The 18,097-nt window shown below is 47.4% G+C and carries 22 protein-coding genes; 10 read left to right on the top strand and 12 right to left on the bottom strand.

The genetic code is table 11. The features are described 5' to 3' along the window. Positions 1–20: 20 nt before the first annotated feature. Positions 21–479, top strand: a complete 459-nt coding sequence (locus CKQ54_RS11175; RefSeq protein ID WP_120160682.1) for a DUF986 family protein — start codon at positions 21–23, stop codon at positions 477–479. A gap of 236 nt (positions 480–715) precedes the next feature. After that, positions 716–1,288, top strand: a complete 573-nt coding sequence (mntP, locus tag CKQ54_RS11170; RefSeq protein ID WP_120160680.1) for a manganese efflux pump MntP — start codon at positions 716–718, stop codon at positions 1,286–1,288. Here mntP and rlmA read toward each other — a convergent pair. Then, positions 1,280–2,101, bottom strand: a complete 822-nt coding sequence (gene rlmA, locus CKQ54_RS11165) for a 23S rRNA (guanine(745)-N(1))-methyltransferase (protein ID WP_120160678.1) — start codon at positions 2,099–2,101, stop codon at positions 1,280–1,282. The genes mntP and rlmA overlap by 9 nt on opposite strands. A 148-nt stretch (positions 2,102–2,249) precedes the next feature. On the opposite strand from rlmA, the gene pgeF reads away from it, so the two are divergent. Then, positions 2,250–2,963 carry a peptidoglycan editing factor PgeF gene (pgeF, locus tag CKQ54_RS11160; RefSeq protein ID WP_120160677.1) on the top strand — a complete coding sequence of 238 codons (714 nt, stop codon included), beginning with the start codon at positions 2,250–2,252 and terminating at the stop codon, positions 2,961–2,963. A gap of 84 nt (positions 2,964–3,047) precedes the next feature. Here pgeF and cspE read toward each other — a convergent pair whose 3' ends face one another. From cspE to CKQ54_RS11145, 3 genes are all read right to left on the bottom strand, one after another. Further along, entirely contained in the window at positions 3,048–3,257 is a 210-nt protein-coding gene (cspE, locus tag CKQ54_RS11155; RefSeq protein WP_002221949.1) for a transcription antiterminator/RNA stability regulator CspE, read from the bottom strand. Positions 3,258–3,298: 41 nt separating this feature from the next. Beyond that, complete coding sequence (locus CKQ54_RS11150) at positions 3,299–3,415, bottom strand: DUF2627 domain-containing protein (protein ID WP_071823629.1); 117 nt, start codon at positions 3,413–3,415, stop codon at positions 3,299–3,301. Between the two features lie 1,103 nt (positions 3,416–4,518). Continuing rightward, positions 4,519–5,508, bottom strand: a complete 990-nt coding sequence (locus CKQ54_RS11145; protein ID WP_120160675.1) for an MBL fold metallo-hydrolase — start codon at positions 5,506–5,508, stop codon at positions 4,519–4,521. 185 nt (positions 5,509–5,693) lie between these two features. Between CKQ54_RS11145 and CKQ54_RS11140 the strand changes: the two genes are divergently transcribed. Next, on the top strand, positions 5,694–5,984 hold the full coding sequence (locus CKQ54_RS11140) for a hypothetical protein (RefSeq protein WP_120160673.1): 291 nt from the start codon (positions 5,694–5,696) through the stop codon (positions 5,982–5,984). Positions 5,985–6,043: 59 nt separating this feature from the next. Here CKQ54_RS11140 and CKQ54_RS11135 read toward each other — a convergent pair whose 3' ends face one another. The 4 genes from CKQ54_RS11135 to mgrB form a co-directional block, all read right to left on the bottom strand. Continuing rightward, on the bottom strand, positions 6,044–6,280 hold the full coding sequence (locus CKQ54_RS11135; protein ID WP_013576199.1) for a DUF4060 family protein: 237 nt from the start codon (positions 6,278–6,280) through the stop codon (positions 6,044–6,046). A gap of 135 nt (positions 6,281–6,415) precedes the next feature. Next, entirely contained in the window at positions 6,416–6,718 is a 303-nt protein-coding gene (locus tag CKQ54_RS11130; RefSeq protein WP_112291072.1) for a phage protein NinX family protein, read from the bottom strand. Between the two features lie 111 nt (positions 6,719–6,829). Continuing rightward, positions 6,830–7,102 carry a YebO family protein gene (locus CKQ54_RS11125; RefSeq protein WP_120160671.1) on the bottom strand — a complete coding sequence of 91 codons (273 nt, stop codon included), beginning with the start codon at positions 7,100–7,102 and terminating at the stop codon, positions 6,830–6,832. 143 nt (positions 7,103–7,245) lie between these two features. Then, positions 7,246–7,368 (bottom strand): PhoP/PhoQ regulatory lipoprotein MgrB, encoded by a 123-nt coding sequence (mgrB, locus tag CKQ54_RS11120; protein WP_162940700.1) that lies wholly within the window; start codon positions 7,366–7,368, stop codon positions 7,246–7,248. Between the two features lie 775 nt (positions 7,369–8,143). Between mgrB and CKQ54_RS11115 the strand changes: the two genes are divergently transcribed. Further along, on the top strand, positions 8,144–10,837 hold the full coding sequence (locus CKQ54_RS11115; RefSeq protein WP_120160668.1) for an autotransporter outer membrane beta-barrel domain-containing protein: 2,694 nt from the start codon (positions 8,144–8,146) through the stop codon (positions 10,835–10,837). A gap of 182 nt (positions 10,838–11,019) precedes the next feature. Beyond that, entirely contained in the window at positions 11,020–11,256 is a 237-nt protein-coding gene (locus CKQ54_RS11110) for a YobH family protein (RefSeq protein ID WP_112291078.1), read from the top strand. Between the two features lie 50 nt (positions 11,257–11,306). Here CKQ54_RS11110 and CKQ54_RS11105 read toward each other — a convergent pair whose 3' ends face one another. Continuing rightward, entirely contained in the window at positions 11,307–11,552 is a 246-nt protein-coding gene (locus CKQ54_RS11105) for a DUF2766 family protein (RefSeq protein WP_015697897.1), read from the bottom strand. Positions 11,553–11,752: 200 nt separating this feature from the next. Between CKQ54_RS11105 and CKQ54_RS11100 the strand changes: the two genes are divergently transcribed. The 3 genes from CKQ54_RS11100 to CKQ54_RS11090 all read left to right on the top strand — a co-directional run bounded on the left by CKQ54_RS11100 (position 11,753) and on the right by CKQ54_RS11090 (position 14,073). Continuing rightward, a complete protein-coding gene (locus CKQ54_RS11100; RefSeq protein WP_095921376.1) occupies positions 11,753–11,944 on the top strand; it encodes a YdfD/YebW family protein in 192 nt (63 codons plus the stop codon). A 127-nt stretch (positions 11,945–12,071) separates the two neighbouring features. Further along, entirely contained in the window at positions 12,072–13,712 is a 1,641-nt protein-coding gene (locus CKQ54_RS11095; protein WP_120160666.1) for an ABC transporter substrate-binding protein, read from the top strand. 145 nt (positions 13,713–13,857) lie between these two features. Next, a complete protein-coding gene (locus CKQ54_RS11090; protein WP_112291082.1) occupies positions 13,858–14,073 on the top strand; it encodes a hypothetical protein in 216 nt (71 codons plus the stop codon). A 67-nt stretch (positions 14,074–14,140) separates the two neighbouring features. Here the strand turns inward: CKQ54_RS11090 and CKQ54_RS11085 are convergent, their stop codons facing one another. Continuing rightward, positions 14,141–14,428 carry a hypothetical protein gene (locus CKQ54_RS11085; protein WP_112291083.1) on the bottom strand — a complete coding sequence of 96 codons (288 nt, stop codon included), beginning with the start codon at positions 14,426–14,428 and terminating at the stop codon, positions 14,141–14,143. A gap of 353 nt (positions 14,429–14,781) precedes the next feature. On the opposite strand from CKQ54_RS11085, the gene CKQ54_RS11080 reads away from it, so the two are divergent. Next, positions 14,782–14,964: a hypothetical protein gene (locus tag CKQ54_RS11080; protein ID WP_120160664.1), complete on the top strand. Its 183-nt coding sequence runs from the start codon at positions 14,782–14,784 to the stop codon at positions 14,962–14,964. A gap of 38 nt (positions 14,965–15,002) precedes the next feature. Here CKQ54_RS11080 and CKQ54_RS11075 read toward each other — a convergent pair whose 3' ends face one another. Beyond that, on the bottom strand, positions 15,003–16,511 hold the full coding sequence (locus CKQ54_RS11075) for a sensor domain-containing diguanylate cyclase (RefSeq protein ID WP_120160743.1): 1,509 nt from the start codon (positions 16,509–16,511) through the stop codon (positions 15,003–15,005). A 329-nt stretch (positions 16,512–16,840) separates the two neighbouring features. Next, complete coding sequence (gene icd / locus CKQ54_RS11070) at positions 16,841–18,094, bottom strand: NADP-dependent isocitrate dehydrogenase (RefSeq protein ID WP_112291085.1); 1,254 nt, start codon at positions 18,092–18,094, stop codon at positions 16,841–16,843. Positions 18,095–18,097: the final 3 nt, after the last annotated feature.

Here is an 18,097-nt window from a genome sequence, read left to right as displayed (position 1 = left end):
GGCCGTAAGCTGGAGTTTTCATGTCTGTTACCGATATTGTCCTCGCGCTCTTCATCCTCCTGTTGCTGGCCTACGCCATCTACGATGAGTTCATCATGGGAACTAAAAATGGTGAAACGCGCCTGCGTGTGAATCTAAGACGCCGCAATAAACTGGATTCCATTATTTTCATCGGTCTGCTGGCGATCCTGCTTTATAACAATATCCATGCTAATGGTACTGTCGTAACGAATTATCTGTTAATTGGTCTTGGCCTGATTGCTTTCTACCTCTCGTTCATCCGCTGGCCAAAGATGCTGTTCAAACCGAAGGGTTTTTATTTTGCCAATACCTTCATCACTTATGACAGGATCCGTAGCATGAACCTTTCAGAAGATGGTGTCCTGGTATTTGAACTAGAACAGAAAAAGTTATTAATTCGCGTTAACGAACTTGATGATCTGGAAAGGATCTACAAGTTAATGGTTGAAAATCAATAAGTTAAAAAACTAACACAAGACTATCAGTTATAGCCATAGGTATATTTATGGCTTTACTGCTTAAGCTTATCTCTAATATTCCCGCACTAACCTGATTGTTATTTAACCCTATATTTAAAATCCCTTTTATCTGCAAAGATTAATTCACTCCCGAATATAAAACCCCTTATTTATTTGGTGTTGTTCTGCATAAAAATATCATGATAAGGTTGCGCCGTTATTTGGGGGGTATACTCGTGAACTTATCCGCAACGCTTATTTTGGCTTTTGGCATGTCGATGGATGCCTTTGCCGCGTCCATTGGTAAAGGTGCTGTCCTTCATCGCCCTTGCCTGCGTGAAGCTCTCCGTACTGGCCTGATTTTCGGTGTAATAGAAGCAATTACACCGCTAATTGGCTGGGGGCTGGGCTTATTTGCCAGTCAATACATCATGCAATGGAGTCATTGGGTCGCCTTTATCCTGCTGTCCATTCTTGGCACACGAATGATTGTTGAAGGGCTGAAAGATAAACCGGATGACGTCCACACAACTGCAACACGCCATAGTTTCTGGATCCTGGCTGCCACGGCGGTTGGCACAAGTCTGGATGCGCTGGCAATTGGCGTAGGATTAGCGTTACTGGAAGTGAACATCATCCAGACCGCGCTCTTTATCGGTATGGCAACCCTGCTGATGTCCACGTTGGGAATTATGGTCGGGCGCTTTATCGGCCCGCTTTTAGGCAAGTGGGCCGAAGTTTTAGGGGGCGTGGTGCTGATCGGAACAGGACTGAATATCTTGCTCGAGCATCTGGGCTATTTAAGCTAAGGCGCGCTGATGTATTCTGATGAGAAAATCTGTTTCACACTCAAAGGCCGTCTGAGCTTTTAAGTCAACCATCACTTCCTCTGTTGCTCGCCATGCAAAAGGCGTCATTTGCAACAAATCAAATGCCTGTGCGCCCGAAAGACTCATGTTATACGCCAGCGCTTCGGTGCTGATCCGCTCAAAACCATCCAGTTGCTCATCCAGGTCGGCATGCAATTGTACATCCTGATAAATCAGCCCCTTCAGCTGGTATAAGTGACGCGGCCCCGGCGCGACTGTCACCACCAAACCACCGGGTTTGATGGCCCGGTAAAGCTCCTGAGCCTTACACGGCGCATAAATGCGAATGACCGCGTCCAGAGAGCTGTCGGCAAAGGGCAAGCGGTGGCTGGAAGCCACACAAAATGACACGTCGTGATAGCGTTTGGCAGCATAACGGATAGCCACTTTAGCCACGTCCAGACCATAGACTTTCAGCGCGCGGTGCTGCATTAACCGGTCCGCGAAAGCCGCGGTGTAATACCCTTCCCCGCAGCCGATATCCAGTAATGCCTGGGCATCTTCCGGAATGACTTCATCGAGGATATCCGACAGACGGTCCCGTAAAGGCTGATAATGACCAGCATCAAGAAATGCACGACGGGATATCATCATTTCCGGACTGTCACCTGGTTGCTTCGAGCGTTTGTGCTGTACGGGCATCAGATTCACGTAACCCTCTTTGGCATGATCAAACTGATGATTGGCCGGGCAACACCATTGCTGACCTGTCAGCGTAAGCGGCTGGAAACAAAGCGGGCACTGATACGTCATGAAGAAAACCTGCAAGGAAAGTCTGAGGAGGCGAAAGTTCGCAATAGAGGTAAGTCTAAAGAAGGCGCACTGAGGTTGCAACTGCTGGAAAATCCGCATAAAAGGCAGCTACACTGAAGCGATATCATTTTCCTGACCGAGACACGAGATGAGTGACAGCTCAGTTTTACTCAGCCATATCCCCGGCATTTTACATGGCTTCGGCGATAAAGAATCCTTGCTCCCTGCTCATCTGAAAGCCTTTGAAGCCACACGACCGGAAAAGAAACAGGTTCATGGCACCCGGATTGTGGATGTAACTCAGCCCGGACAGGATTGCGGCGAAGCTGACGGGTTTATCACCTCCGTACCCGGTATTCTGCTGGCCGTCTTTACCGCGGACTGCCTGCCGGTGATTTTTTGCCGCAAAGATGGCAAGGAAGTGGCCGCGGTTCACGCGGGCTGGCGGGGACTTATCGACGGTATTCTGGAGGAAATGGCGCAACTGATTAATCAGTCGGGTGATACCCGTGACTGGGTTGTGGCCATCGGTCCTGCAGCGCAGTCTTGCTGTTACGAAGTCAGTCAGGAGCTTGTGGATACATTTATGCAACAACTCGACTTCCCCCCTGCCCTGATTTCGCCGCGTCATCGTCACCTTGATCTGGCTGCGATTGCAGAAGCTAAACTACAGGCTTTGGGATTTGCAGGAATTGACCACGCTGGCAGCTGCACGATTTGTACAACGGCAGGGAGTACAACGGAGGGGACAGCATTCAAATACACCAGCTTCCGGCGTAACAGTCATCAGCGGGCAAAAGACCCTTCACATCCGGGCATCAGCGGGCGAAATCAGCAATCTGGCATTATGATCTTGCGATAGAGTGATCTTGCAATAACAGCTCAACATGCTGAAAAAAGACACAAAAAAACCCGCCTTGGCGGGTTTTTTTACAGCTGACGCTGCTTAGATTGCAGTTACGTTAACTGCTGACGGGCCTTTCTGGCCGTCTTGGATTTCGAACTCTACGTTCTGGCCTTCAGCCAGAGTTTTGAAGCCGTTACCCTGGATTGCAGAGAAGTGTACGAACACGTCTTTGCTACCGTCAGCAGGAGTAATGAAACCGAAACCTTTAGACTCGTTGAACCACTTAACTTGACCTTTGATCTTTGCCATCTTGAGTATTTCCTTTGGATTGTTTAAACCGCCCGTAGGCGTTACATAGACAAACTAGAGTCGTTACTGCTTGAGGCACTAAGATTAGAATCGGCAGAGAAGCGGTATTCAACGTGAACGTCTTTACTCAGAACTTCTATACTGAAAATGCCACACATATACAGAACTGTACCTCGTTTTACCCAGATGCGTTATCACATACTCTGAATTCGATGGCAAGCCATTTTTAATCAGTGATGGACATGTCGCACATATTTGAGCCGGTTAAAGGCACTTCGTGTTCAGTTATGCTGAAATATGTTGATAGACATGCTTTTTTCTGCTTTGCAGTTTCACCTGCATATCAAACAAAACAATAACGACCTGTTTTTGATTATTGATCATTTAATGCAGAACAGTAAGCGTAAAACACACCTTTATTTGAATTTTTATTGTCAAGATCGGCCAAAACCTTTTCCTGATGGCCTGATAAGGCGTGGTAAAGCAACACCCCGGGTCAGGTCAGGTTCGGGTGACAGCGGGTCTGTCGGGCAAGGTGCTCACTTGTACAACAGAACGGGCAACCGGTTAAAGACATAGCCAGACAATATGACTGGTTATGCAATAATCAATTACGCCAGGGAAGGATAAAATGGTGCAAAACAAAACGCAGACCGCAATAAATGCACCTAAACTGTGCGCCTTCGGCGTGTAGCCGATAATACATAACATCACTCAACGCCTTCGGCGTTTCAATTCTAAATCCCTCGCTCTTCTAATACAGTTTTCTTATCATCTCGTTTTTGACATTATAATGAATTAAAGTTTGCGAGTTGGTTAAATTGGTATAACACTTGCGCAAACTTTTAAAAATCACTTATTCATATAAAAAATATCGTTATAAAAATTTATTATTAAATACCGTGATCGGAATCTCAAATCATCATTATCGTGCTCTGGGAAAACGGGCGCGCAATGGGTGCTGCGACGGCATGACTGGCAAGGACCTTACGACAGCGCAATCAGCACAATGCACTATATATCAAGAAATTTCAGGGATAACGCTCCATCAGCCGATTTTTACGTTTACCGATACGAATAATTATTCCACGCGCAAAATATCTGATAAGGGAACATTATCCTTCCATGGATATCAATTAACATATCAATAACCCCTTCATTTTGTAAGTCATCATAAATGCAAAGCTTTAATTGATAATACTTCTCATTTAACAAGCCCTAAATTGCACTTTATAATCCCTCTGCAACGGGAAAATGATATTCAATCTTTAGAAATGCTCGCACCAATTTTTAAGGGTTTAAATTCCATTTCAGGCGAGTCACTTTGAGATATAGCTTCCGCTAATTCGTTTAATGGTTGATCCAGCGAATCATCAGCTAATTCAAAAACCCCCCAGTGGATCGGCACGGCTTTCTGACAACGTAGTTGCGAAAAGACCGTCACAGCCTGCTGCGGATCCATATGCTGCGCGCTCATGAACCATCTTGGTGCATAGGCGCCGATGGGAATGGCGGCTAAATCGAACGGCCCCAGACGCTGACCGATCAGTTCAAATTGATTGCTATAACCACTGTCCCCGGAAAAATAGAAGCGCAAATCAGTGTTTCTGACGACCCAGCCACACCACAGGGACTGATTGCGATCCCAAAATGTGCGCATACTCCAGTGGCGCGCTGGCACGGCTGAAAAAGTCAGATCACCAAACTGATGTTCCTGCCACCAGTCAAGTTCTTCGATATACCGCGCTCCGCGCCGCTCAAGCCAAGGTTTCATGCCCAAAGGCACCATAAACTGCACGTCAGGGAAACGTCGCAACAGCTTGCGCACAGTCGCGCGATCAAGATGGTCATAGTGATTATGGGAAAATAACACGACGTCAATAGGTGGCAGTTTTTCAACCGGTGCAGCAACGGGCGTTTTACGCTTAGGCCCGTAGAAGCTCAGCGGCGAGGCGCGAGCCGACAACGCGGGATCCATAAGAACGTAACGTCCCGCCACGCGCAGCAATAAACAGGCGTGACCTAAAAACCATACACGATCATCTGTTCCGCTAAAATCCGCCTCCTGCCACCACTGGCTGATGAAATGTTGGTAGCCTTTCTCTGGCGGTGCAGGCAATTGCTGGGCTTTACGTTCCTTTCTCCAGCGTTTGAAATCCCCCTCCTGCCGGTTCTGCGGTTCAACATTGGTAAAACCGTCAGGCGTATGATGAGATTTTGAAGGATCGTAATAGGGATTTTTACCAGGCATAGGACTCCACGGGAAAGCTTTCCTGTTAGAACGAAAATGTGAACACATCATTTTAAGTAGCATATTTGTTAATCACACTACAGGGAGAAAGTGAAAAAATATGTGCCAATTCAGCAGCTATCAACGGTTAAGAAAATCTTAATAACTGTGTGTTTTACTGAGGACGTTCAAAAAGGAGAAAATTTATGACCAGGAACACCAATCAACGCCGACGCTCATTTACTGCGCGACTGACGCATATCATGCAGATTCAGACCCAGTACGGCCGCCTGTGGCTCAGCTCACGCTTTCGCCGAATCAAAGTCCCTGCTTCACTCAAAGTCATCGCCTTCGCCATTCTGACGCTGATGGTTCTGGCGATAACCGGGACAATGTTGCTGGTACTTGACCTGATCAGCCTGATTTCAGGGCTGCTGAAGCGCCCTTTCCGCCGGGGAAATGTTTACCGGCGCCAGCTGATGAGAAAGCCTGTATAAAACAAAACCGTGTCGGTTTAACGACACGGTTTGAGATTACGGGAATGTATTCCTGATTTTCAGGCAGGCATACCGCAAAGTTTGGTCAGATTTCTGGCGCCGATCATGAGGGTTGCAACATAGGATTGTCTGCGGGTGACGACTTCGACCGCTACACGCGCATCTTTATACTTAATGAGATAGGTTGAAGGCCAGCCCTGCCGGCGTTTGCCGTAGGCTTTTTCATGACTGTCGATAGCTGCATGAGCAACCACCAGATGGGAAAGAGTTTTATCACCTTTAATGATGCGCTTCATAATGGACTCCGCCTTAGACACAACTGTCAAAATGAGGAAACATTAATCACTTGATACGCATCGCTTTATGCGACGCTTATTCGAATCACTTCTTTGCAAAACTTTGTCACAATCTGAGTATCTCTGCGCTTTTGCTTATGCGCAAGTCTTACTAAGCAGGAAACATACCATAGCGGCACGAAGAGGCCGTTTGCTCTGCGCCTGCCACTGGCCATGAGGACTGCTTATCTCAGCCAGCCAGAGGGGATCGCTCTGCAACTCTTTAAAATTGATGCTGATTTTGTTGGCGCAAATAATCGGCCACGCGTCGGAGGGGTTGTTGCAATAATCTTTGCCCTTCATACCGCCGTAGGGATACCACTTCTCAGGTTCCTCTCCCGTCAGTAAAGCAATGTTGTGGTTTACTTCGCTATCGTTTTCTTCCGACCATTTGATCATCAGTTCATCCATCCAGCAGGGCACATGCGTGGAGACTACCGGAAGAATAAGACAGATTTATGAAGGAGTAACAAAAGCAAAAACCCGCCGAAGCGGGTTTACGATGTAAAATTATCGTTCAGGAATAAAACCACGCAGACTGAGAGCAGAATCATCCTCTGCTTCAACAGGAGGCGCTTTGCCTCGTGCCTGTGCAGCGAGAACCTTGAGCAACTCGGTTTGCTGGCGTTGTTGCTCAGCTATCTCGTGCAACAAAGCGATGTGTTCATTTGCCCTGACACTGGCCCGGCTGATAAAAAACCACACCAGCAAAAATAACAAAGCTGAGAGTGCGAACAGCACCAATGAAGCCAGGCTGTTTTGGCCCATTGCGAAATCAAACATTGACTACCCTACCACTGAATGTTCAGAGCCTTCATCTTACCATCACCGGCTGATCAGGGAAGTCATTCACAAATCCATTAACGAAAAAACAGGCTTTTCTTACTGCCGGGCTGGTGGCAGACAGAATTTCTGGCAGAGATCCCCTAAAAAGGGATAAATGAAGTGATCGCACAAACGCCCAGATCAAAGTTCCCGCCCTGATCGCAATAGCTGTTAAGCGCAAGCAGGTAAAGACCTATGCAGATGAGCAGGAAAAGAACGAACATCACGATCCTCCTGACATTGAAAACAGGCTTTTTCAATTTGATGGCAGGTCTCTTTTGGTTTAAACAGCGTCTATCAGGGCTCAAGGCGACGTCCAACGGATGAATGAACAGACACACATACTACGATGAAAATCTTAAACAACGATATAACAAAGCGTCGGCTTTTAACGGGCAAACATCCTGCAATAATCACATACGTAAATCATAAATAAAAATGTATTCACTTTATCTATATATACTAACCAGGCAAGAGTTGACCTGCGTCAAATAAAACCAATTATTCATTCTGCCTTTAAAAATAACATCTCCCTTTCGAATTTCTTAAAAATGAATTTTGCAGACCCTGTAATAATACATTACATATTGAAATTATAGAAACCGGAGGAAGCCATTAACTTCATGAAAGACCATATCTCAACATAATTCCAATATGATAAATAACCGCCTGAACTGAAAGAACGCATCCTGGCTCGCATCAGACCAGGTTTAATCAGCCTGTTCTGCTTACCCATAAAAGACATTTATTTAGAAACTATGAAGCAACAATTAAAATATTAATAGAAATGCAAAACTAAAAACACGTCAATTATTAAATATAAATTTTCAAATTTGATGAACTTTCACTGGAACTTCCTTGTTGAATTAAACCATGCATTAAAATATCATCCCGCCGTCGAACAGTTCTTCTGTCTCTTCTGTAATATAAATGAAAGCATAATAGCTGAATTATTTTCAGCTTACTCATGCTGACTATTTTTTGTTGAGGGATTAATAAATGCATGCATGGAATAAAAAGTTCTTCGTTTCTAAAATAGCGCTGGCCTGCGCTGTTGCAGTTACAGCACCTGCGGCGATATCAGCTGATATATCTGGCACCGTATATGACACGTTCTATCATGACTCTACTCTGGCGGGTCATATCGGCTATCGTGGATATGCAGATGATGACGGTGCAGATAACGGCTACGTTGGCGGAGACATCTACTCTTCAATCAATAACGCTGTAGTCAATGGTGTTATTTCCACTCACTATCTGGGCTTTGATAACAACAGTAGCAACACGCTGAATATTACCAACACCACTGTCAACGGCATGATCACTTCTGAGTGTATGTCGACCGATTGCGGCGATGCGCGTAATGATTATGATCAGTCACCTTTGCAACTGACCATTGATAATTCCACTATTAACGATACTTACGAACACTTCGATTACGACGTAACCGATGCTAATAATGTGCGTGATCATGAAACCCTGAATACCTACGATATGGGTGTTGCGGTGACATTGGATCAGGAAAGTGACATCGTTATTAAGAATAACTCTCACGTCGCTGGCATTGCGCTGACCCAAGGCTACGAGTGGGCTGATACTGACGTTAATAACGGCAATACGTTTGATAATACGCTGACAGTTAATGACTCCGCGCTGACTTCTGGTTCTTACACAGAATTGCAGACCACCGGTTTCTACGGCCAGTCCGATAAGCCAAGCGATTACGGCAATAATAGTGCCGCAGGTACCCCGGCCGATGACGTTGCATTATCTGTTGTTGCAAGTGCAACAGCTGATAACGCAATGAAAACCAATGCCGTATTCAATAATTCAACTATTACCGGTGACGTGGCTTTTGTCAGCACCTTCGACGAAAACTATTACGTCGGTGGTTATGACAGCAATGCAGATGGTGTGCTGGATACCAATGGCTGGGATGACACAGACGAACTGAACCTGACACTGGACAATGGCAGCAAATGGGTTGGCGCAGCCACTTCAGATGTTCAGATGGATTCAGCACTGTATAACCGCAGCACCAACAGCATCTGGCCGGGTTCTGTTTTCAGCAGCACCAATGGCTATCTGGTTGGCGATGATGTTTATCAAAGCGGTCTGTTTAATGTCGCGCTGAACAACGGTTCCGAGTGGGACACAACCAAATCATCAAACATTGATGATCTGACCGTCAATAACGGTTCTCAGGTGAATGTTGCTGAATCTGAACTATTGGCAGATCATATATCTCTGACCAATGCGTCAACCCTGAAAATTTCCGCACATGGCGATGTTAAGACTGATGTATTGAGCCTGAACTCAGGCAGTCAGGCATCATTAACCGAAGAAACTGCGTCTCTTTACGCCAACACCATCACAGTGGGCAGCGGTTCTGAACTGAACTTAGGTCTGGGTCAGGTTGATACGCATAATATGGTTCTGACTGATAACGGTACTTTCGATATCGGTAGCCGTGAATATGTTCTTAACTCTGACATGAACAACGCACGCGACAAAACTGCCGCCGACTATGTTTATGATCAGGGCACTATCGGTATCAATTCTGACGGTCATCTGTCCGTCAATGGCGTGACCAACGGTAATTATCAGGTACGTATTGATAACGCGACAGGCGAAGGCCAGGTTGCTGATTATGAGAATAAAGAGCTGATCCGCATCTACGGCGGCAATGCGACCTTTACTCATGCTAACACCGCTGATCTGGGCGCCTATCAATATCAGGCTGAGCAGTATGACGATACTGTAGTGCTGGCTAAACAAGGCATTACCTCTACCGCCAATGCAGCACTGAGCCTGCCTTCTTCCAATGCAGCAACCTGGCATATGGAACAAGACACCTTAGAAAACCGCATGAACAGTTCACGTCACACCCAGGGCAATGACAAAGGTGGTGTGTGGGTTAACTACTTTGGCGGTCAGCAAAATGGTGACAACGGCGTAATTGATTACGATCAGGACGTTAATGGCATTATGGTTGGTCTGGATAAAGTCACCGAAGGCGGTGGCGAACGCCAGTGGCTGGTCGGTATGGCAGCAAGCTTCGCCAAATCAAGCCTGTCTATGGATGATGCGGATGCGGATACTGACAGCCAGTCAGCACGCGTTTACTCCAGCCTGAACTTCAACAATGGCGCATTCTTTGATTCTTCTCTGAGCTACAGCCATTTCAGCAACTCTACTGACAGCACCATGAGCAACGGTCAGCAAGTATCAGGTGACAGCACTACTGATGCATGGGGCTTTGGTCTGAAACTGGGTTACGACTGGAAATTCGCTCCACAGGCTTATCTGACTCCATACGCAAGCATTACTGGTGTGTTTATTGGCGATGACGATTACAGCATGACCAACAACATGCATGTTAGCGATCAGGCTTATGACAGCATGCGTTATGAGTTGGGGGGTAACCTGGGTTATACCTTCGATCTGGGTGCAGATCAGGCAATCAGTCCTTACGCAACTCTGGCGTATGTGTATGAAGATGCTGAAAACGATGCAAACATCAACGGCGACCGTATCGATAACGGCGTTGATGGTTCTGCTGTCCGCCTTGGTTTAGGGGGTCAGTTCGACATGAACAAAAACTTCACGGTTTACACAGGTGTCAACTACCTCGGCGGCAGCGATGTTGACCAGCCTTGGGCAGCAAACCTGGGTATGAAATACCGCTGGTAATTTGCCTGTCTGATAACACTCTTCAGTAATGTATTGGCCCCTTTACGGGGCCAATTTTTTTTGACATCTTCAGGGCTGTGGTGATTAGGAATCTGCTGCAATGACATTTGCTAAAAAATAACTTCTACTATGCTGATCAATATCCTGAATAGTTCAGGAGCAGATATTTAGGGAGTTTCAGAATGGGTATCGTTAAGACGATTATTGTACTGGCTGTGATTTACGCTATTTTTCTATTTTCAGGATACGGCGTGACGGTCGGAAGCAGCGAGAATGCAGCGGGATTAGGCCTGAAATGCCAGTACTTAACGGCCAGAGGGATTGTCAGCTCTCAGTACATTCATTCTGACAGCGGAGTCATTGGTGTCGCGAACTGTCCGATCTTCAAAAAAGTCGGCGAAGTGGTCGATAATAAATAAGACACTTTTTTGGCTTGTCATGCCCGTTAGCACGGGCATGACAATAATTCTTAGCTGTCGTGCTTAGTGAATTTCAGTTCAATCAATGAAATCGCTTTTTCAATTGCACGTTTAGTTACCGGATCGGCACCTGCCGGATGCTTGCTGAAATCAATGCTTTTCAGCTGATGGGACATCTTTTCGCGTACTTCTGCTGGCGCAATAATTTCAATCACATCCAGAATTTGCTTAATCACCAGCTGGCATGCAACCAGATCAGATTCGATTTCTTGTTCTCTGTTTAAAGATTCGGACATGAGCTGCTCCTTCCATTACGTCATTCATAAAAATTATGGTCGCGAGGATATCATGCCCTTTATTGAAATTCTCTTTTCTGCCATTTCTGCCCTTACCCTTCTTTTCAACCGGACAAATATGCAGCAAACGCGCGCTATTACATTTTTTTACGGACACATTAGTTCTATGCTTAATCTGATGACAAAGAAGGAGACGCGCTATGTTCGCTCTAGTTTTGACCATTTGTTATCTGGGCGGAGGATGTGAAGACCTGGTGGTAGATGCCTTTAATACTCAGAAACAATGCACCGTTGCAATGCATCAGCAGGGCTTGCGGCAGGCCGGCTGCTATCCTATCGAAGATTTTATTGATGGCTATTGGATCCCGGCGCACGAAAACGCTGATTTCTAATCCACTGTGTTGCCTTTCACAGAGTAATAACAAAAGTCTCATAAAGATTGCTAAAGTAACCGAACAAAGGTATGAATACCCTGTTACTCATTGATATTTAACCATATTGACAGGGCAGGAAATGGCAATGACGATACGTAAAACTTATGGAAGCTTTAAAAAAATACCTCTCGCGCTTCTTCTCTCCACCACCTTTATGGCCTCTTACACCACTTACGCTGCGACCGTTCCCGCAGGTGTAGAGCTGGCGGCCAAACAGGAAATTACCCGCAACAATGGCAGTGAACCCGCTTCTCTTGATCCGCATAAAGTGGAAAGCGATGTGGAGTTCAACATCCTCAGCGATTTGTTTGCCGGATTAGTCACTACCGACAGCAAGGGTGATGCACAGCCTTCCCTGGCTGGTAGCTGGGAAACTAAAGATAACAAAACCTGGGTTTTCCATTTACGTCCCGGCATTGTCTGGTCTGATGGCTCACCGATTACCGCGCAAGATGTGGTCTTCAGCTGGCAACGCCTGATCGACCCGAAAACAGCCTCACCTTATGAAAGCTATCTCGGCAGCATGCATGTGCTGAACGCCGCTGATATCATTGACGGCAAAAAGCCCGCCGATCAGTTAGGGATCAAAGCGCTCGATAAACAAACGCTGGAAATTACTCTCGATCAGCCGCTTTCCTACTTCCTCGGCATGCTGGCACACCCTTCCCTTTCGCCGATCAGCCAGGTAGATGTTGAAAAATACGGGGATAAGTGGACTCAACCTGGAAATCTGGTCAGCAGCGGTCCTTTCAAGCTCGATACCTGGACAGTCAACGAGCGCATCACCGCCGTACGCAACCCGAACTACTGGGATAACTCGCATACCGTCATTAACAAAGTGACGTATTTGCCGATCGCTTCAGGCACTGCGGATGTTAACCGCTATAAAGCCGGTGAAATCGACATCACCTATACCGTACCTTCTCCGTTGTTTGCCTCGCTGAAAAAAGAGTTGGGCTCGCAGGTTCACGTCAGCCCTTATCTCGCCGTCTATTACTATGCGATGAACACGCAAAAGCCGCCGTTTAACGATGTGCGCGTGCGTAAAGCGCTGAATCTGGCCATTGATAAGTCGATCATTGCCGATAAAGTGTTAGGTCAGGGGCAAACCCCGGCATGGCATTTATCACCAGATAACACGGGGGGTTTTACTTTCGCTAAACCAAAAGAAGCCAGCCTGACGCAGGAACAGCGTAACGCAGAAGCCAAAAAGCTGCTGACCGAAGCCGGTTTTGGTCCCGACCATCCGCTGAAATTCAATCTGCTGTACAACACTTCTGAATCGCATCAGCGCATTGCGATTGCCGCCGCGTCAATGTGGAAAAAGAATCTCGGTGTGGATGCTGTTTTACAGAATCAGGAATGGAAAACAATGCTTGATACCATGCATCAGGGGACGTATGAAGTCGTGCGTTATGCCTGGATTGCTGACTATAACGAGCCTTCGACTTTCCTGAATACGCTGCGCACAGGCAACAGCGAGAACACACCGAAGTTCAGTAATGCAGCCTATGATCAGGCACTGAATGATGCCCTGAAAGCCACGGATAAAGCCGACGTTGGCAAAGCCTATCAGCAGGCGGAGCAGGTACTGACTGAACAATCTCCGGTTATTCCGCTGTATCACTATGTCAGCGCACGTCTGGTTAAACCGTATGTGGGTGGTTTCAACGACAGCCTGCTTAATTACATTTACACCAAAGACTTGTACGTAATTAAACACTAATGCTGCCTGCCTTTCCTTACGGCGTTTGACTGCGTAAGGAAAGGCACTTCAAATCCCTCGAGCCCTCACCTTCTTTCCGCTAACCCACTTGCCACACGCCACTCAGATGGTAGATTGTACGTAAATCACACAAACGGGAGCTGTTATGAAATTCTCGGAAAGTGAGATCCAACCGCTTTGGGACGAAGTTGCACGTATTATCGGTGATGGCGTGATCCAGATGCGCCACAGAGGTGAGCCGTTGAGTGCCGATGCGCTGATTGGGTATCTCGATGAACAACTGGTCACGGCGACCGGCGTCCAGCGCCGTATCTTGCTCGGTGCAGCGATTAATCTGCTCAAAGCTGATCGTCGCTCCTGATATCAAGACAAACAAAAGCCCCGCAACCTTTCGGGTAACGAGTCGTTTATCCATCATCAGCCTGCCGTTATTTAGATTGCGCCGCTCGCCCCTGAGCAAATAAGAAAATGCGCTGCGTAATGTCATCTGCGCCGAGAATGTTTCCCTTCTGTTCCAGACTGGCTTTGGCATAAGCCATATCATGCGCCTGATCAACCATGCTGATCACCCGGTCACGAGTGGTTTTATCCACGATCCCCAGTAAGGTCGTCAGAATGGCCTGATAGGCATTTGAGGCATAAGTCAGTTGTCTTTCACGTTGTTCCAGCGCGTCAATGCGAACCATCAGGGCCTGCAATTGCTCTTGATGCGTCATAGCGGCATCCTTCTTCACGGGTGGAAAATAACCGGAAACAGCGAAGTAGAAAGATCTTCGCCGGTTACTGACGTTAAGTTTAGCAGAGTTAAAGAAAGTAAAATGTTGCCCGCTGCTGGCAGGCAATATAAACCGTTGTTCAATGAGCCATTAAACGCCTGTGCAGTTGTAACTGTTGTTTAACTCAAACGACCCGCGGCACGGGGCTTCTCACCACGTGATGCGTAACAGCGGCAGTACCTGCTTACAGATAGCAAAATGACAGCTGGATACCTGATGTGACATTTTCTGCCACAGCATTATTTGTTCATTTTGGGAGAGATCAGGTGAAAAATACAGTTCTGGGTTTAGCAATGGCAGGTACACTTTTAGTCAGTTCACTGGCGCAGGCAGAAGGCTGTCTGAAAGGTGCGGTGGTAGGCGGAGTTGCAGGTCATCTGAAGCATCACGCTGTCATCGGGGCTGTGGCAGGATGCGCCATCGGGCATCATCTGGCGGCTCAGGCAAAGAAACAGCAAGCTGCTACCGGTAAATAACTCAGTCAGGGCAAACAATGCCCTGACTGAGCAAAACGTTATTCAGGTACGACAACCACGCGGTTACGCCCTTCCTGCTTGGCTTTGTATAACGCCTCATCGGCTCGTTTCAGTGACGTCTCCGGTTCGCCCATTTGCTGATTCCAGTAAGAAACACCTAATGAAATCGTAATCGGGCGGATCCCCGGCAGCACCAATATTTCCACATTCTGCCGCAGACGTTCAGCAATCATTTCTGCTTCTGCCAGCGTCGTGTCAGGCAGCAACACCAGAAACTCTTCCCCGCCCACGCGGCACAGAATGTCACTTTCACGGGCGTTATGCCGGATTTGCTCGGCCAGTGTTCTGATCACTTCATCACCGGTGTCATGCCCGTAAGAATCATTGATCGTCTTGAAGTGGTCGATATCCAACGTAATCGCAGAAAACTGCTGACGCATTTGCACTACCGATTCCAGAGCCATCGCCAGCCCGCGCCGGTTGAACAGACCCGTCATCGGGTCGGTCTGCGTTTCGAATTTAAGTTTGCCGATTTTCTTCTGCAATAAATTAATGCCAATCAGCAAAGCACGCTTGAGCTGGTTCGACTCGAAATACCAGGAAGGGATTTCACGGATGTTGCTGGAAATATCAGGTTTATCCATTTCGTTAGCACTGCGCGCCAGTAACCAGAGCGGGCGGGCTATCATTCTGGAGAACAGCCAGACACAAAGCAGCGTCAACAGCGCCAGCGGCGTCAGATGTTTCAGTACTTTGACCATCAGCCCTTCCAGTGGCTTAAGCGTCGAATTAGTCGGCCGCTGAGTAATAATTTCCCAGCCCGACGAAGGAACAACGGCGTAACCGGCCAGCATGTTCTGCCCCGCCAGATTAGTGACCATCAGGCTGCCATTGGATTCTTTTCTGACAGCTTCAGTCAGCGGACGGGGCTTCACCACTTCTCCGATGCGATAGGCATCAGGGTGATAGAGAATACGGCGCTCTTTATCCAGCACCGCAATATAAGAACCGTCGCGATAATAATGCTCGCCAAGCAGCTCATTCAAAATGCTCTTCTGGCGCAGGTAAATAGTGCCTGCGATGTACCCGAGGTATTTACCTTCAGCGGTAAAAATCGGAGTCGAAATCACGACCACCAGATTCTGCGCGACAGAGGTATAAGGTTTACTGATCAGCGGCCGGCGTTCTTCCAGTGCTTCAAGCGCACCCGGCGTTTTCAGGATATGACCGACCAGTTGCAAACTGTCAGGAGACGTCGCCAGGATTTTGCCTTGTGCATTGGTTAGCACGACAGAATTAAAACTGTCGGTCTGGTATTTCAGACGCGCGGTTTCAGATTGCAGAACGGCAGGATCGTCAAAATTTCTCGCCGCGATCACACTGCTGTAGGCAAGCTGTTTCTGCATACTTTTTAGAAACTGTTCGGTGCTGGCGGCCAGTTTCGTCGCGTAAACGCGGTTCTCTTCGAGCGTATTGTCGATAAGTAACTGGCGCTGAACACGATAGCTGGCATAAAAGCTGTTGGCGAGCGTCACAAAGGCGCTCATCACGGCTAAAATCAGGATCAGGCGTCGCAGATCAATACGGAACAGAGAGCTTGAAAGGAGTGAGCGCAACAAAAAGTCATTCCTGTGGTAAAAAGTGGCTCATATGTAACACCGCTGCCCCCGATGCACAATAAGGCCGAAAAAATAAACTATTATCCGTCTGAATCCCCAACAAAAAATTGTACTTAGCCTCAACAGACTTAACTCAAATTATTGATATTGAAATTTTTTATGTAAGCATTGCCCTTGTTCAGAGACATTTATCAGTTAATCGCGGACAAAAAAAACGGAGGCATTAAGCCTCCGCTGATTCTTCAACAATTTGGCAATTACATATTTGCGATCATGTCGTCGGCGAACTCGCTACATTTACGCAGCTTAGCGCCTTCCATCAGACGTTCGAAATCGTAAGTCACGGTTTTGTTAGCGATAGCGCCTTCCATGCCTTTGACGATCAGGTCTGCGGCTTCGAACCATTCCATATGACGCAGCATCATTTCTGCGGACAGGATGATTGAACCCGGGTTCACTTTGTCCTGACCAGCGTATTTCGGTGCAGTACCGTGCGTCGCTTCAAACAGCGCGCAATCAGAACCGATGTTTGCGCCCGGTGCGATACCGATGCCGCCAACCTGCGCCGCCAGGGCGTCGGAGATGTAGTCACCGTTCAGGTTCATACAAGCGATAACGTCGTATTCAGCAGGACGCAGCAGGATTTGTTGCAGGAACGCATCCGCGATCACGTCTTTAATGATGATGTCTTTGCCGTTGTTCGGGTTCTTGATTTTCACCCACGGGCCGCCGTCGATCAGCTCACCGCCGAACTCTTCGCGCGCCAGCTGGTAGCCCCAATCCTTGAAGGCACCTTCGGTGAACTTCATGATGTTGCCTTTATGAACCAGAGTCAGTGAATCACGATCGTTGGTGATGGTGTATTCAATCGCAGCGCGAACCAGACGTTTGGTGCCTTCTTCGGAGCAAGGTTTGATACCGATACCACAATCTTGTGGGAAACGGATTTTCTTCACGCCCATTTCGTCTTGCAGGAACTTGATCACTTTATCTGCTTCAGCAGAACCGGCTTTCCACTCGATACCCGCATAAATATCTTCGGAGTTTTCACGGAAGATAACCATGTCGGTGTCTTCAGGACGTTTAACCGGGCTTGGAGTGCCGGTGTAATAACGAACCGGACGCAGACAGATATACAGGTCGAGTTGCTGGCGAAGTGCCACGTTCAGGGAGCGAATGCCGCCGCCAACCGGAGTTGTCAGTGGGCCTTTGATAGCAACACGGTAATCACGGATAAGGTCCAGAGTTTCTTCTGGCAGCCACACGTCCTTGCCGTACAGTTCTACGGATTTCTCGCCGGTGTAGATTTCCATCCAGGAGATTTTACGCTCGCCTTTATAGGCTTTCTGAACAGCCGCATCAACGACTTTGATCATGGCAGGCGTTACGTCAACACCGATGCCATCACCTTCGATAAATGGGATAACAGGATTATTAGGAATGACCAGTTTACCCTGAGCGTCTACTGTAATCTTTTTACCTTCAGCCGGAACAACTACTTTGCTTTCCATTAA

The organism is Rahnella variigena (assembly GCF_003610915.1).
In the GTDB taxonomy this organism is placed as follows: Bacteria; Pseudomonadota; Gammaproteobacteria; order Enterobacterales; family Enterobacteriaceae; genus Rahnella; species Rahnella variigena.
Note: the sequence above shows the minus strand (reverse complement) of the source record. Positions and strands in the feature narration are given on the sequence as shown.